The sequence below is a fragment of the Glutamicibacter sp. NPDC090743 genome, assembly GCF_044769125.1.
In the GTDB taxonomy this organism is placed as follows: Bacteria; Actinomycetota; Actinomycetes; order Actinomycetales; family Micrococcaceae; genus Glutamicibacter.
Map to the genome: position 1 here is coordinate 37,971 of NZ_JBIVXE010000006.1, position 14,025 is coordinate 51,995.

The window sequence follows — 14,025 nt, forward strand, 5'->3', positions numbered from 1 at the left end:
TTCTTGCTCCCCGGAAATCTCGTGTAAAGTTATTCAAGTCGTCAAGACTGCTAATAAATGAATATGCGCCCATAGCTCAGCTGGATAGAGCGTCTGTCTACGGAACAGAAGGTCAGGGGTTCGAATCCCTTTGGGCGCACCAACTGAAAATTCCCACTCGATCGAGTGGGAATTTTTTTGTTAAATCCCGGCGGTGAACGGCAGCGGTGCCGCAACAGACTAGTGCGAAGCGCGCAACACCAATTTCGTGTCCATGATGCTCCACTCGGGTACCTGTTCTCCGTTGATGCGTTTGATCAACAGTTCCGCCATGATTTCGCCCTGGCGCTCCGGGTTCTGCGCAATGGTCGTCAACGGCGGTGTCGAGCTTCGCGCGAAAGAGTCATCATCAACGGACGTTACCGAAATGTCCTCCGGCACTTTCACACCGGCTTCCCCTAGGGCTTGCAAAGCTCCGAAGCCCATCTGGGCACTGGCGGCAAACAGGCCGTCTACCGCAACATCCGCGTCCAGCAGCTGCTGCATGATGCGCCGTCCGCTAGCCGGGGTGAAGTCGCCGATCTCAATAGCCGCAGGCTCCAGGCCCGCGCGTTCAACTGCCTGCTTGAATCCCACCAAACGGTCCAGTCCCGCGCCCATGTCCTGTGGCCCGGCAATAATTGCCAGCTTGGTGCGTCCCTGGCCAAGGATGACCTCAGTCGCTTGCCTGGCGGCGGCGATGTTGTCGATATCGACAACATAGATGTCCTTTTGATCGGTGCTCATGGTGCGTCCGCCATAAACCATGGGCAACACAGTTCCGAGATCCGCATAGGAACGGTCATCCGCGTGGTGCGAAAGCACCAGCGCGCCATCCACATTGCTGCCTTGCAGGTAACGGGTGGTTTTCACCGGATCCGCTTCGGTGGACAGCAGCAAGGTGAGCATGAATTCGGTATCGGCCAAGTACTGGGCAGCGCCCTGGACGACCTTGGCGAAGTACGGGTCTGCGAAGAACTTCGCGGTGTTCTCGGGAACCACCAAGGCGATGGAATTGGTCCGGCCCTGCGCCAGGGAACGGGCGGCACGGTTAGGCACGTAGTTCAATTCGCGGATCGCCAATTCAACAGCCTTGCGAGCCCCTGGCTTCACCCGATCCGAGCCATTCACTACACGGGAGACCGTGGCCCGTGAGACACCTGCGCGTTCTGCCACCAACTCGAGGGTCGGTTTCGGGCTCCGCGCTTCGTGCATGATCATGATCTTTATCCAGGTGCCTTGCAGTAGTCCGTCGGTGAAACACGATGATGGTCCGCAGCACCATCGGCAGGCTGCGGACCATCATGCTCAGGTGTTATGCCATTGTACGGTTTGCGGCAATCAACCCTGCGTAGGCCTTGCCACTATTCTTAATCGTTCGCACCTGGGTCTGGTAATCGACGTGGATAATGCCAAAGCGCTTCGCGTAGCCCCAAGCCCATTCGAAATTGTCCAGCAAAGACCAGACAAAGTAGCCGCGGACATCCACGCCGTCTTCTATCGCGCGGGCCACAGCATCAAGGTGGTTGAGGATGTATTCCTCGCGTTCGGGATCTTCAACGGTTCCGGCTTCCGTCACCGTATCGGTGTAGGAAGCGCCATTCTCCGTGATGTACAGCGACGGAAGGTTAGCGTAGTCCCGGCTCAACCGGTTCAACAGCACGCGCAGCCCTTCGGGATTCACTTCCCAGCCCATGGCCGTGCGCGGCAGGTCGCGTGCCGGGAAGGTCACATACTCGCTGCCGACAAATGGCGAAGACTTCGGCGAATCGGTAGGCACCACGGGCTGCGGCTGGCCGGCGGGCAGCGGATGGCCTGAAACGTTGTCATCGTGGTAGTGGTTCACGCCCAAGAAGTCGATTGGCTGCGAGATGATCTCCAGGTCTCCTGCTTCAATGACTTCAGCCAGCCCCAAACCCCGGACGTCTTCAAGCAGGTCGTCGGGGTAGGAACCGCGCAGGACAGGGTCCAGGTACATGCGGTTCCACAATGCGTCGACGCGGCGCGCTGCTTCCAGATCCACCGGATCGCCGGGATTATTCGGGACCGCGTTGGTCAGGTTCAGCGTGATGCCGATATGCTCCGCGCCCAGTTCGCGCAGTCGGGCGGTGGCCAACCCGTGGGCCAGATGCTGGTGGTGCACCGCTGCCAGCGCGGCTTGAGGTTCTTGGCGTCCCGGGGCATGCTCGCCGGCGGCGTAGCCAATCAGCGAAGAGCACAGCGGTTCGTTGAATGTCGTCCAGTGCTTCACGCGGTCACCGAGCTTTTCATGCACAGCCTCCGCGTATTCGAGGAATTTGTAGGAGGTCTCGCGGTTGGTCCAGCCACCGCGCTCTTCCAATGCCTGCGGCAGATCCCAGTGGTAGAGCGTCAGCCACGGCAGGATGCCATTCTCCAGCAGCTCGTCGACCAGCCGGGAGTAGAAATCCAGGCCTTCGGGGTTCACGGTGCGGCCCCCGGGGACCACGCGAGCCCAGCTGGTGGAGAACCGGTAGGAGTCCAGGCCCAGTTCGCGCATGAGCTGCACATCTTCGCGGTAGCGGTGGTAGTGGTCCACTGCGACTTCGAGGTTCTCACCTCCTGCGATGGCCCCTTGCTTCCGGGCGAAGGCGTCCCAGACCGAATCTTCCTTGCCGTAGGAATGGCCAGCGCCTTCGATCTGGGCTGCTGCCGTAGCCGAGCCCCACAAGAATTCCTTAGGCCACGCGAATTTTTGGGATAGGTGGTTCATCATTAGCCCTTTACAGCTCCTGCCATAATTCCGGATACAAGTTGTTTGCCTGCAAGTATGAAGAGCACCAGCAGCGGGATCGTGGCCAGCAGGGCCCCGGTCATCACGATGGTGTAGTCAACGTATCGGGCAGACTGCAGTTGGCTCAACGCCACCTGCAAGGTTGGGTTCTGCGGTGCCACCAGCATGGGCCACAGGTAGTCGGTCCAGGCGGTCATGAAGGTGAACAGCGACAGGATCGCCATCGCCGGGCGAGCCGCTGGAACCCCGACATGCCAGAAGGTGCCGATCATGGAGGCGCCATCCACGCGGGCGGCCTCGATCAGTTCATCGGGGATGTTCTCCACCAGGTACTGGCGCATGAAGAATACGCCGAAGGCAGTGACCAGGGTCGGGATGATGATGGCTCCCAGCGAGCCGGTCCAGCCGAATTGCTTCATCATCATGAACATCGGGATGATGCCCAGCTGGGTGGGCACGGCCAAGGTCGCGATCACGAAGACCAGCAGCCCCTGGCGCCCGCGGAAGCGCAATTTGGCGAACGCGTAGCCTGCCAGGGTGGAGAAGGAAACCACCGAGAAGGTGATCACCGAGGAGACGATGATGCTGTTGCCCAGGGCCGCCCAGAAATCGACGGAGTCCAGGACCTCGGCGACATTGGTCCAGAACTGGCCGCCTGGCAGCAGCGGCGGGTACGCCGAGGCGAACACCGCACCGGTGGAGGAACCGATGACGAACGAGTACCACAGCGGGTAGGTGCTGCCAATGAGGAAGGCCAGCAGGATTCCGTAGGTGAGGAAGCCAGGACGGCGGTCCATGGAGAAGTTCTTGCCGCGGCGCTGGGGCGCACGGACCTGGCGCGCGGGGCGTTCCACTGTTGCATTACTCATTTGCTACACTTCCGCTCTGCGTTCCGTTGGCCGGCTTTGCTGCTTTGGCTTGGGCTCGGGCAGCTGCCCGACGTGCCGCTCGGGTTCTGCCAGTGCTGCCGGCGCCCTTCTTGTCGGCCGAGGAAGCGATGGATCCGGAGATCAGGAAATTGATCACGCCGATCACGATGATGATCAGGAAGAGGATCCAGGCCACGGCCGAAGCGCGTCCGAAGTCCCCGCGATTGAATGCCAGGTCCCAGAGGTAGAGCACCGTGGTCTGGTACTGGCGGTCCGGGCCGCCGGGAACCGAGCTGCTGGGGTTGAACAGCTTGGGTTCGGTGAAGATCTGCAGGCCGCCGATGGTGGCAGTGATGATCACGAAGATCATCGTGGGGCGGATGCTGGGCAAGGTAATCGAGAAGAAGCGGCGGATCACGCCGGCGCCGTCGATGGCCGCCGATTCATGCAGTTCGCGTGGCACCGCCTGCATGGCTGCCAGCAGGATCAGCGCGTTGTAGCCGGTCCAGCGCCAGTTCACCATGGTCGCAATAGCCATATGCGACGGGAAGACCTCGGTCTTCCACGCGATCGGGTCGATATTCACGGCGGCCAGCAGGTTGTTCAGCACGCCATACTGCTCGTCGAATGCCGAGGAGAAAATCAGTGTGACGGCCACCGGCGTGACCACGTAGGGAACCAGCACGCTCATGCGCCAGAAGGTCTTGGCGCGGATGTTCTGGTCCAGCATGGCCGCGATGAACGTCGCGATCACCAATTGCGGGATGGCCGAAAGCAGGAAGATGCTGAAGGTATTGAACAGGGAATTCCAGAACAGCGGAGAGGTCAGTTCGGCTTTGTAGTTTTCCAGGCCGATCCAGGCTCCTGCTCCGCCGAGCAGATCCCAGTCATTGATCGAGACGACGAACGTGTAGATCAGGGGGAACAGGCCCACCAGGCCGAAGAGGATGAAGAAAGGCGAGATGTAGAGATATGGGGAGTACTTGAAATCCCACCGCCCGCGAAGGTGCCGCCGGCGCGTCTTGCGCTCGTCCCTGGTCTCGGCCGGCTTAGCCCCGGCCGGAGCATTGTTCCCCTTGTTCCAACGCTGGGGCTGCGGACTGGGCGCGCTGGCGTCCCGGTCTTGTTCCGGGGCATCGTGTGTTGTGGTGCTCATCAGTGGCATCTTTCCTGCTGCAGTAGCTGTCCAGGCATGGGCCGCAACCTCGTTGCGTGCCGCGGCCCTTGCCTGGATTCGAAGCGGGCTACGGGATTACTTGATTTCCAGTTCCTGCAGGGTGGAGAGGGCCTTGTTCCAGGCGGTCTCGCTGTCGCTGCCAGCATCGATCGCCTTGATAGCCGGGCCGAAGACCTGCTCCTGGATCACCGAATCCTGAGGGCCCTTGTACTGGGCCTGGACGCCGTTGGCGCGGTTGCCCAGGATTTCGCCCACCGGTGCGTTATTGAAGAATTCGCTCATCTCATTCGTGCCGGTCACTGCATCGGACTTCTGCGCTTCCAGGTTCGAAGGGAACGTGCCGGCTTCCTCGAATGAGGTCGCCTGCGACGATGCGCTGGTCAGGTACTGGGCGAGCTTCGCAGCCTCGGCCGGGTGCTCGGAGGTGGTCGGCACGGTCAGGAACGAGCCGCCCCAGTTGGCCGCGCCGCCCGGGAAGACATCTGCGAAGTCCCAGCCTGCGCTGGAGTCTCCACCGGCACCCTCAACCTGGCCCTTGACCGTGCCAAGCATCCAGCCCGGGCAAGGCATGACGGCGAAGGAACCGTCAACGAAGGCCTGGCCCTTGCCCCAGTCCCACTGGGTCTGGTTGGCCGACAGCCCCTTGGACGCAGCATCGGAGAGCAGGTCCCAGCGCTCGCGCAGTTCGGCGTTGCCCTCGATATTCAGTGATCCGTCAGCCTTGTAGTAGCCCTCGTCGAGCTGATTGACCATGGAATTCCAGACGAAACCGGACTGGTCGTAGAAGGCCTTGTCGGTCTTCTTCACATACTCGTTGCCTGCCTTGAAGAAGTCTTCCCAGGTTGCGTCGTCGCCACCGAGCAACTCGGCAACTTCTTCGCGCTCGCTGGGCATGCCAGCGTCCTTGAACAGCTTGGCATTGAAGCAGATGCCCATCGGCCCAATGTCCGTACCGTAGCCAATGACGCGGCCTTCTGGGTCGGTGGCCTGCTTGACCTTCCAGTCAACCCAATCCCCCGCTACCTCATTGGCACCGAACTCGCGCAGATCGGTGAAGGAATCTGCAACCGACATCACCTGGCCCAGCCAGCCTTCTTCCACTGCTTGGACATCTGGCAGGCCGGCACCCGCAGCCTGCTTGGTCTTCCAGTCGGTCAACGCGTTGCCACCGGTGTCGATGTTGGTGGCTTCGATGGTGATTCCAGGGTTTTCCTTCTGGTACTTCTCGTACAGCGGGTCCAGTCCCTGGGTGCCGAAGGTCGTCACGGTCAGCGTGACCGGGTTATCAGCCGAGGCCGGCTGGGCATCCTTGCTTGCGTCGGCTGCGCAGCCGGTTGCTACCAGGGCGATGCTTCCGGCAACGGCCGTGGCCAGTGCCAGTGGGGATTTGCGTGAGGGTTTCACGGTGACTCCATTTCGGATATGAATCGTGCGAGCGGGTGAGCGCCAACAAGTTTGAGAGCGCTCTCAAAATACGGCAAAAAAGAAAATTCCTGCGATTTCCTGGATGCCTGAAACGATGAAAGCGACTCTGCCAAACATTTTGTGAGCGCTCTCACAAATCTTCTCCAACAATTCTCCACGATGGAAGTTTTCTGTCAAGCCTTTTCCCCAAAGAATTCTCCGCCCCGCAACCAGCGCCCCTCTGGGTTCCCCAAAGCGGGTTAAAAGAAGGTGGCCAGGCGCTCTTCAGGGAAGAAGAGCGCCCCGCCACCGCGCAGGCGGGAAAAGTCAGTTTTTCTTATCCAGCTGCAGTCCGACGAGCACCGGGTCATGATCCGAGGAACGGTACTGGTCAGCCGCGAACAGGTTAGTGATGTTGTTGTTGTAGCGGCTGTATTCGTAGCCCACGGATTCAAGGGCGTTGATGTTCCAGATGTCTTCTCCAGTCACCTTGCCCGCCAGCTTCTCCGAAGCGAAGATGTGGTCCAGCGAGCCCACCAAGCCGTCGTAGAGGTAGCTCTGGGAATCGGCTGCGGCGCCGAGGTCCACGTACCCGGCTTCAACCAGAACCTGCATCGGATCTTCAGCCGAATAGGAGTTGAAGTCCCCCGCCAGCAGCACCTGGTCGGTATTGCGCGATTTCTTCAGATCGTCCGCGAAGCCAACCAGCGCTTCCGCTTGGCCGACACGGGCTTCGTTCCAAGCGCCTTGGCCATCGCCGCTGTCGGCATTGCCCGATCCATCAGCAGGATCCGAGCCCTTGGACTTGAAGTGGTTGGCAACGACCAGGAAGCGGGTGTTCTGGTTTCCGCCGACACGCTGGAAGGCCTGGGCCAGTGGATCCCGGGCGTTCACGAATGCTGGATCGTCGAGGATGACCGACTCGTCGATGGGCTTCACTGACTTGTCGCGGTAGATGATCGCGGTGCGGATAACATCTTCGTCAGCGGGCACAACCGATGGGGTAGGGACATAGCTCCAAACCTTCTGGCCAGCTTCCTGGTTCAACTCGTTGACCAAGTGAGCCAGGGCGGCATCGCGGTTCTGTCCGAAGCGTGCCGAGTTCTCGATTTCTTCCAGGACCACCACGTCTGCGGTGAACTTGCCCAGTGCGGCAACGATCTTGGACTGCTGGCGCTCAAAGCTTTCAGCGGTCGCCGCGCCGCGCGCATCGCAACCACCGCGGACATTGATTGGATTGCCCTCGCGGTCGGTGTAGTACGAGCACCCATCGAGCATGTCGCCGGTAGTGGTGAAGTAGTTCAGCACGTTGAAGCTGCCAACGCTGACATTGCCGCCCACCTCTTGCGGAGCGTCGTTGTCGACCTGCTCGAAGTTCACGGCGATATCGGCATCATCGGCGCCGACCACCTGGCCCTGCGGCTGCAAACGCCACATATCGTAGCGGTAGTCCAAGATGACCGGTGCGATGAAGGATGCGTCAGCGCCTACGGTGACGCGCTGCTGCGCGTCGATGTACGGCAGGGCGATCTGCTTGTTCTTGCTGGTTGAGAAGTTCAGCGTGGCCCCGTCATCGACCACGATCGAGCGCTGCTCGTTTTCCGCCGCGAGAGCCTTGGCCTGGGCACTGCCCGGCTTGAAGACATCGGTTGGCTGGCGCAGCAGCCGTTCGCCGGGCAGGATCTCGCTGGTGCCCATGGCCAGGCTCAGCTCGCCGTACTGGTTCAGCGAGTAGTTATCCGAGACGGTGAACTCGCCCTGCGGCTCGATCAGCATGGATTCAAAGCGCTCGCGCTCGGCATCGCTGCTCGGCAGCGAAATCGCCAGCGGCTTGACGCCCTGCGCCGGTTCATCGAGCACCTCGACGCTGCCGGCCTTGAGCTGGGTCAAGCCATAGTATTCGGACACTTCGCCAGAAACCTGGACATGGTCGCCGACGCTCACCGAGGAAACCTCGTCCGGCGCGTACACGAAGATCGCCGAGCTCGCCTGGCCCGAGGCATCTACGCCGCTGCCAGCGCTCTGCAGATAGAAACCGCGGAATCCGCCGTCGGCGTAGGCTCCGGTGACAACACCGCGCACAGTTGCGTCCTGGCCAGCCATGGGTGAGCTGTCGCCGGTCCCCTGGATCTGTTCGATGGGGGTGATTTCGGCAGTATCGGCGTGCGCCGCCGAGAAGCTCGAAACCGCAAGCGCGGTTCCCAGCACCGCGGCAGCGATGCGAGTGGGACGTCTATTGATCATGTTTTTCCCTAGGTAGATATTCAAGCAGCGGCGGCCCTGCCGCGTGCATGGGCCTGGTTCCAAGGTAAGCAAAGCCCGATTAACTGCTCCTGAACTCTGCCCCGCTTTTTCGTGACGTACCCAACAACCATCAAAGGTCATCAAACGCTTTACGTCCAGTAGTGATTAAAGGAACCTTTTCACTAATTGAACTGACTGGTCAGTTCAATTAGCCTTTAACTGTGCTTACCGCAGATTCCATTACCGTCAAGGGACGCCACGACCAGCTCGTGGGGCCCACCTCCGTGCAACTGCAAAGAGGTGAACTGCAGCTGCTGGTATCCGAGCCGCAGATTTCCCGGACCGCGCTGGGCCTAGTACTGAGCGGACGCATGGCACCCAGCTCCGGGACGGTGGTGTGGAATGCGGATCCGAAGCTGCGAACCCTGCGCAAGCACAGCGCTCTGGTCGATTCGCCGGGGATCAATGAACCCGAATCCCACTTGAAGGTTTGCGATCTTGTCGCAGAAGATCTGGGGCTGATCCCGGGGCCAAGCTGGCGCAAGCCCGGCGCCAGGAAGTGGATGGCGCAGCATGGATTCGACGATATCGCCAGCTGCTGGAGCGATGCCATCGATCCGGGCCGCCTCTTCGAACTCCAGCTCCTGCTGGCTGCCGAGAATCCCCGTCTTGAATTGCTCATCGTCGATTCACCGGACCGGCACGATCTGGAAGACGAGCATTGGCTCGAGACCCTGGAGAACTTCGCTTCCTCGCATCGGGAATTCGCAGTCCTGGCTATCGTCAGCCGGCTGCCCCAGTGCTGGCAGCCGCAAACCGGGCAGGACGCCGACCCGGAACCAGCAGTGCTCCCGCTACCCGATCCATCCACCGGGTTCATCCAAGGCGAACTCGATCTGGGCCTGGATCACCTGGCCATGGCCGAGGGCATCGCGGACAACCACGATTTCTTCCTCCCAGCCGACGAACTTGCTGACGCTGTTCAGTGCGAAGCAAAGGAATAGACCATGACAACTTTGCGACTTGCCCTCTCCGAGCTCAAGCGGATGAGCCGCGGCACCTTGCCCAAACTGGCGCTCATCGCGGTCACCTGCGTTCCGCTGCTCTATGGCGCGCTCTACCTCTACGCCAACTGGGACCCCCAGGGAAACCTCGACAAGGTCACGGCCGCCGTGGTCAATCTGGATGAAGGCGCCGAACAGGACGGCGAGAAAACCCGAGTCGGCGACGACGTCGTCGAGGAATTGGAAGACGACGGCACCTTCAGCTGGGCGCACGTGGATTCCAAGGCGGAAGCCGAGCAGGCCGTGGCCACCGGCCAGTACGCCTTTGCGCTGATCCTGCCCGAGGACTTTTCCTCAGCCCTGGTCTCGCCGGGCGATTTCGATGATGCCGAACAGGCCAATATCGAGCTGCTGACCAACGATGCCAATAACTTCATGGTTTCCAACTTCGCCAAAACGCTGGCTACCACGGTGCGCACCTCGGTCGCCCAGGAAGTGGGAACCGAAACGGCTTCGGCGATGATCGCCGGATTCGTGGACATCCACGATTCGATGGGCGAAGCCGCAGACGGCGCCGGGAAGCTCTACGATGGCACCCTGCGACTGGGCGATGGCGTGGTCACCTTGGCCGATGGCACCACCAAGCTCGTCGATGGCAGCACCGAGCTGAACTCGGGCACCAAGACCCTGAAGAATGGCACCGCCGACCTGTCGGGAGGGTTGGGCCAACTGGTCGACGGCCAAACCCGGCTGCGCGACGGCAGCGCCGAACTGGCCGACGGCACCGCGCAGCTGGCCGACGGCAGCAAAGAGCTGAGCGACGGTCTGCACACCTTGAAGACGCAGACCAAAGCGCTGCCCGGTTCCGTCTCGAAGCTGGATCAAGGCGCCGCCAGCGCGAAAGAAGCCGCCGACCAGCTTGCTGCCGGTTCACAGCAGGTCGCAGACGGCAACCAGCAGCTGGCCAGCACGGCAGATGACGCCATCGCGGTAATCGACCAGCTGCAGGCCAACACGAAAACGCAGCTGGATAGCGTCAAGGAAGATACGCAGCAGCGCCTGGACGAGTTGGTCAGCAGTGGCGTGCTCACCCAGGACCAGGCTGATTCCATCCAGAGCACGGTCAGCCAAAGCGTGCAGAATTCTACGCTCGGCAATGCCTTGGATACCAAAGTGACCCAGGTCAATACCGAGTTATCTACCCTGCAAACGCAGCTGCACACCCTCGCCGACGGATCGGCGCAGGTAGCCGAAGGAAACCAGCAGCTGGCCACCGGCCTGGGCACCCTCGCGGATGGCACCAAGGCGTTGGATGACGCCATGCCTGCACTCGCGAAGGGCATCGGCTCGGCAGCCCAAGGCTCGGCGAAGCTCGCCTCCGGCGCCGCCGAAGCCCACACCGGGGCAAAGACCCTGGCCGAGGGCCAGCAGTCCGCATTGAATGGCGCCACCAACGCGGCTGACGGCGCAAGCCAACTGGATCAGGGTGCCGGCACACTGCTCGCCGGCACCGGAGCCCTGCACAACGGACTGGTGCAGCTCTCCGATGGAGTCGGCGAGCTCTCGGACGGCACCGAAGAACTGCAAGACGGTTCAGATGAATTGGCCGCCGGCCTGGAGGACGGCACCGGGAAGGTGCCGAACCCCGATAAGTCCACCAGCGGGCAACTGGCCGAAGTCATGGGCAATCCGGTAGCTGTCTCCAATAGCAAGCAGGCCGAAGCGCAGGCTTATGGCGAAGGCCTTGCCCCCTTCTTCATGACCCTGGCGACCTTTATCGGCGTGCTGATCCTGACCCAGGTGATGCGCCCGATGACCAAGCGCGCGCTGGCTTCCAACGGCAGCAACTGGAAAATTTCCATCGGCGGCTGGTTGCCCTTCGCCGCCATCGCAGTGCTGCAAACCAGCCTGCTCTACGCGGTGGTGCGATTCGGGCTGGGACTGCATGCCGCCCACCCGTGGCTGATCTGGGCTTTGCTGGCCGGTTCTGCCTTATGCTTCAGTGCGCTGATCCAGGGGTGCTTCGCGCTGCTGGGCACCGCTGGAAAGTTCGTGGTGCTGGTACTGATGGTCCTGCAGCTGGTCACCTCAGGCGGCACCTTCCCCTGGGAGACCTTGCCTGATTCGCTGCACCTGCTGCACCGGATCCTGCCCATGAGCAATGTGGTGATCGGCATGCGCCACCTGATGTACGGCGCGGATCTGGGAGTGCTGCCATCGGTTGCCGGTTCGTTGCTGCTCTACACCGCCATTGGACTAGTCTTGAGTATGCTTGCGGTACGCAAGAACAAGACCTGGAGCTTGAAAACACTGCAACCGGAGCTGAAAGAATGACAACGCCAACGGGCCAACGCCGCCGTGTGCGGGCCACGGATTCGAAGGAGAAGCTCTTCGAAGCGGCCATGCAGCTGCTCGGTTCGCGCTCCCCCGAGTCCGTCTCGGTGGACGAGATCGCGGCCGCGGCCGGCGTTTCCAAGGGCACGGTCTACTACAATTTCGGTTCCAAAGACGAGCTGGTCAGCCAGATCCTCAGCTACGGCGCGCACAAGCTCATGGGCGAACTGGCACGTGCGGCCTCCGGGGAAGACCCCTACCTTGCGCTGAGGCAGATGCTGGAATTCTCCATGGACTTCGTCGCCAGCTACCCCTCCTTTGCCCACCTGTGGATGCAGGAGCAGCTGAGCGCGGACACCGCCAATGCGTTCGCCAGCACCCCGCTGCACACGCAGGTGACCGGGCTGATCATCGAGGTTCTCGAACGCCTGGTCGTGCTCGAGCCCGACCAGAAGCTCTCGGTAGCCACCAGTATTTTCGGTGCGGCCTTGTTTACTGCCCGGATGCGCGCCTCGGGGCAGACCGGCCTGGATCGCGGGCAAACGGTGCGCGCCGTGCTGCTCACCGTGGATGGGCTTCGCGCTACCCGTCCGGCGGCCGGCTCCTAGGCCTGCGCGTCCCAGCTGGCGGTTTCCCTGATGCCAGGCAGTCCGGCGCTGAAGAGCAGCACCCCGGGATAGCCGTTGAGCAGTTCGGCCACGTCGCCGTAGGCTCCATCGGGCAAGCGGGTCAGCAGCGAATCGACCACCAGCAAGGGCGGTTCGCGCAACAGCGCCCGTGCCACCAGCAACGATGCTTGCTGCCCGGAACTAAGCGGTTCGCCGCCCCGGCGCAAGCGGGCTTCCGCTCCACCGGGCAAATCGGCCATCTTCAAACCGCAGGTTTCAGCCAGCGCCACGGCCTTGCGCAGCGAAGCGCCCGGATGGCGATACCGCAGCGCACGGGCGACACTTCCGCGCTCGGGAACCATGGATTCCAATGCGGAGCCCACGAGCTTGCGGCGGCCGGCAGCAGGCAGATCCTCGCTGCGCCCCTCGGCGATCCACACCCCGGCCTGCGGGTCGGCGCCGTGCACCAGGGCGCCGGTAGCAATGGCCGAAAGCAGCGCCGCGCATTGGCCCTGGCTTCCACGCAGCGCAATTCGCTCCCCGGGCTGTGCCCGCAGGGTGGAAAACTGGTCGGCCATCCCTGCGGGCACCTGGATGCGCACCGAGGAAGGCTGGAGCATTAGCTCCTTGGCATCGCGGGTGCTTGCCGAAGATTCTTCGCGGGCCCGCCAGCGTTCCTGCTCGGCCAGCAGCGGCGCGATGATTCGCCGGCCCGCCTTGTAATTCTGCCGGTACTCCACCACGCGGCCCCACTCGCCCAGGGTTCCTGCGCAAATTCCCATCAGCGTCAGGGCGGTCGCCACGGCAGCTGGCGGAAGCTGCGCCATCGAGGCCGCTGCCACAACCAGCGCGGTACCCAGCAGTGGAATGGCCAGCGCCCCGCCACGCAGGGCGGCGGCGAACCGGGCGCGATGCACCGAAGCATCGATCACCTTCTGCGAGGAGTCCTGCACCCTTTGCACTTCACGTTCCACGCCGCCGCCGGCCGCAATAGCTGTCCGCGCCGCGACGGTATCGGCAATGCGCGAGGCCAGGCTCCCACGGTGCCGGCGCAAGGTCCTGGCGCTCAGGAAAGTACCCCCGGCCAAGGCCGCCAGCAGGACGCCCTCGAGCACCAGGGTCGCGGCCAAGCTCAGGGCCAGGAGCGGATGCAGGAACCACAGGCCCGCACCGCTGACAATCAGCAATGGCAAACCGGCGACCAGCGGGACCATGCCCTGCACAATCCAGTTGCGGATCGAGGACAGGTCGTTGGTGGAACGGGCGATGGTGATGCCCATGGACGGACCGCGTGCACTGCGCAAAGCGTGCGTGACCAGCCCGCGGCGCAGCTGGGCCACATAATGCTGGCCGAGCTTCTCGGCCAGCACCCGTTCAGCGTACTTGGCCAGGAAGAAGCATCCCACCAAGCCCAGGACCGCGCCAAGAGCTGCCCAGCTGATGCGGGCCGAGAGCTGTCCGATCAGCCAGCCAATGGCAATCGAGAGCAAGCCGGCGAGAATGCCCAGGCTGAGCAATCCGGCCAGCAGCATCCGCCGCCCGGGCGCTACCAGGGCCGGCAGGCGCCCAGGCTGCGCCGGCTGCTCAACGGCGATCTTCTGGTCCAGCATCTTGG

General features: G+C 62.3%; 10 protein-coding genes and 1 tRNA gene. 4 read left to right on the forward strand and 7 right to left on the reverse strand.

From position 1 onward, the window contains the following. Positions 1-65: 65 nt before the first annotated feature. A tRNA-Arg gene (locus tag ACIQTS_RS13160) sits at positions 66-142 on the forward strand. A gap of 77 nt (positions 143-219) precedes the next feature. On the opposite strand, the gene ACIQTS_RS13165 is transcribed toward ACIQTS_RS13160, so the two are convergent. The 6 genes from ACIQTS_RS13165 to ACIQTS_RS13190 form a co-directional block, all read right to left on the reverse strand. Next, a complete protein-coding gene (locus ACIQTS_RS13165; RefSeq protein WP_286134377.1) occupies positions 220-1,233 on the reverse strand; it encodes a LacI family DNA-binding transcriptional regulator in 1,014 nt (337 codons plus the stop codon). A 100-nt stretch (positions 1,234-1,333) separates the two neighbouring features. Beyond that, the gene (locus tag ACIQTS_RS13170; protein ID WP_400291247.1) at positions 1,334-2,752 is read right to left on the reverse strand and encodes a GH1 family beta-glucosidase; all 1,419 of its coding nucleotides are present in this window, start codon (positions 2,750-2,752) and stop codon (positions 1,334-1,336) included. After that, positions 2,752-3,639: a carbohydrate ABC transporter permease gene (locus ACIQTS_RS13175; protein ID WP_041648380.1), complete on the reverse strand. Its 888-nt coding sequence runs from the start codon at positions 3,637-3,639 to the stop codon at positions 2,752-2,754. The genes ACIQTS_RS13170 and ACIQTS_RS13175 overlap by 1 nt, the downstream gene beginning before the upstream one ends. Further along, positions 3,632-4,795 carry a carbohydrate ABC transporter permease gene (locus ACIQTS_RS13180; protein ID WP_402473626.1) on the reverse strand — a complete coding sequence of 388 codons (1,164 nt, stop codon included), beginning with the start codon at positions 4,793-4,795 and terminating at the stop codon, positions 3,632-3,634. The genes ACIQTS_RS13175 and ACIQTS_RS13180 overlap by 8 nt, the downstream gene beginning before the upstream one ends. A 96-nt stretch (positions 4,796-4,891) precedes the next feature. Continuing rightward, positions 4,892-6,220, reverse strand: coding sequence for an ABC transporter substrate-binding protein (locus tag ACIQTS_RS13185; protein ID WP_133835076.1), 1,329 nt, complete (start codon positions 6,218-6,220; stop codon positions 4,892-4,894). Positions 6,221-6,547: 327 nt separating this feature from the next. Beyond that, positions 6,548-8,464, reverse strand: coding sequence for an ExeM/NucH family extracellular endonuclease (locus tag ACIQTS_RS13190; protein ID WP_402473627.1), 1,917 nt, complete (start codon positions 8,462-8,464; stop codon positions 6,548-6,550). A 221-nt stretch (positions 8,465-8,685) separates the two neighbouring features. Here ACIQTS_RS13190 and ACIQTS_RS13195 point away from each other — a divergent pair, with 221 nt between their 5' ends. Genes ACIQTS_RS13195 through ACIQTS_RS13205 form a run of 3 tightly spaced genes read left to right on the forward strand, consistent with a single transcriptional unit; the run spans position 8,686 to position 12,410 of the window. After that, positions 8,686-9,468, forward strand: a complete 783-nt coding sequence (locus tag ACIQTS_RS13195; RefSeq protein WP_402473628.1) for an ABC transporter ATP-binding protein — start codon at positions 8,686-8,688, stop codon at positions 9,466-9,468. A 3-nt stretch (positions 9,469-9,471) separates the two neighbouring features. Next, on the forward strand, positions 9,472-11,802 hold the full coding sequence (locus ACIQTS_RS13200) for a YhgE/Pip family protein (RefSeq protein ID WP_402473629.1): 2,331 nt from the start codon (positions 9,472-9,474) through the stop codon (positions 11,800-11,802). Then, positions 11,799-12,410, forward strand: coding sequence for a TetR/AcrR family transcriptional regulator (locus ACIQTS_RS13205; RefSeq protein WP_400291237.1), 612 nt, complete (start codon positions 11,799-11,801; stop codon positions 12,408-12,410). Before ACIQTS_RS13200 ends, ACIQTS_RS13205 begins: the two co-directional genes overlap by 4 nt. Here the strand turns inward: ACIQTS_RS13205 and ACIQTS_RS13210 are convergent. After that, complete coding sequence (locus ACIQTS_RS13210) at positions 12,407-14,020, reverse strand: ABC transporter ATP-binding protein (protein WP_105658816.1); 1,614 nt, start codon at positions 14,018-14,020, stop codon at positions 12,407-12,409. The genes ACIQTS_RS13205 and ACIQTS_RS13210 overlap by 4 nt on opposite strands. Positions 14,021-14,025 lie beyond the last annotated feature (5 nt).

Excerpts from the sequence above, each read along its gene's own strand:
- ACIQTS_RS13165 (WP_286134377.1), bottom strand. The coding sequence starts at position 1,233 with ATGCACGAAGCGCGGAGCCCGAAACCGACCCTCGAGTTGGTGGCAGAA.
- ACIQTS_RS13170 (WP_400291247.1), bottom strand. The coding sequence starts at position 2,752 with ATGATGAACCACCTATCCCAAAAATTCGCGTGGCCTAAGGAATTCTTG.
- ACIQTS_RS13175 (WP_041648380.1), bottom strand. The coding sequence starts at position 3,639 with ATGAGTAATGCAACAGTGGAACGCCCCGCGCGCCAGGTCCGTGCGCCC.
- ACIQTS_RS13180 (WP_402473626.1), bottom strand. The coding sequence starts at position 4,795 with ATGAGCACCACAACACACGATGCCCCGGAACAAGACCGGGACGCCAGC.
- ACIQTS_RS13190 (WP_402473627.1), bottom strand. The coding sequence starts at position 8,464 with ATGATCAATAGACGTCCCACTCGCATCGCTGCCGCGGTGCTGGGAACC.
- ACIQTS_RS13200 (WP_402473629.1), top strand. The coding sequence starts at position 9,472 with ATGACAACTTTGCGACTTGCCCTCTCCGAGCTCAAGCGGATGAGCCGC.
- ACIQTS_RS13205 (WP_400291237.1), top strand. The coding sequence starts at position 11,799 with ATGACAACGCCAACGGGCCAACGCCGCCGTGTGCGGGCCACGGATTCG.
- ACIQTS_RS13210 (WP_105658816.1), bottom strand. The coding sequence starts at position 14,020 with ATGCTGGACCAGAAGATCGCCGTTGAGCAGCCGGCGCAGCCTGGGCGC.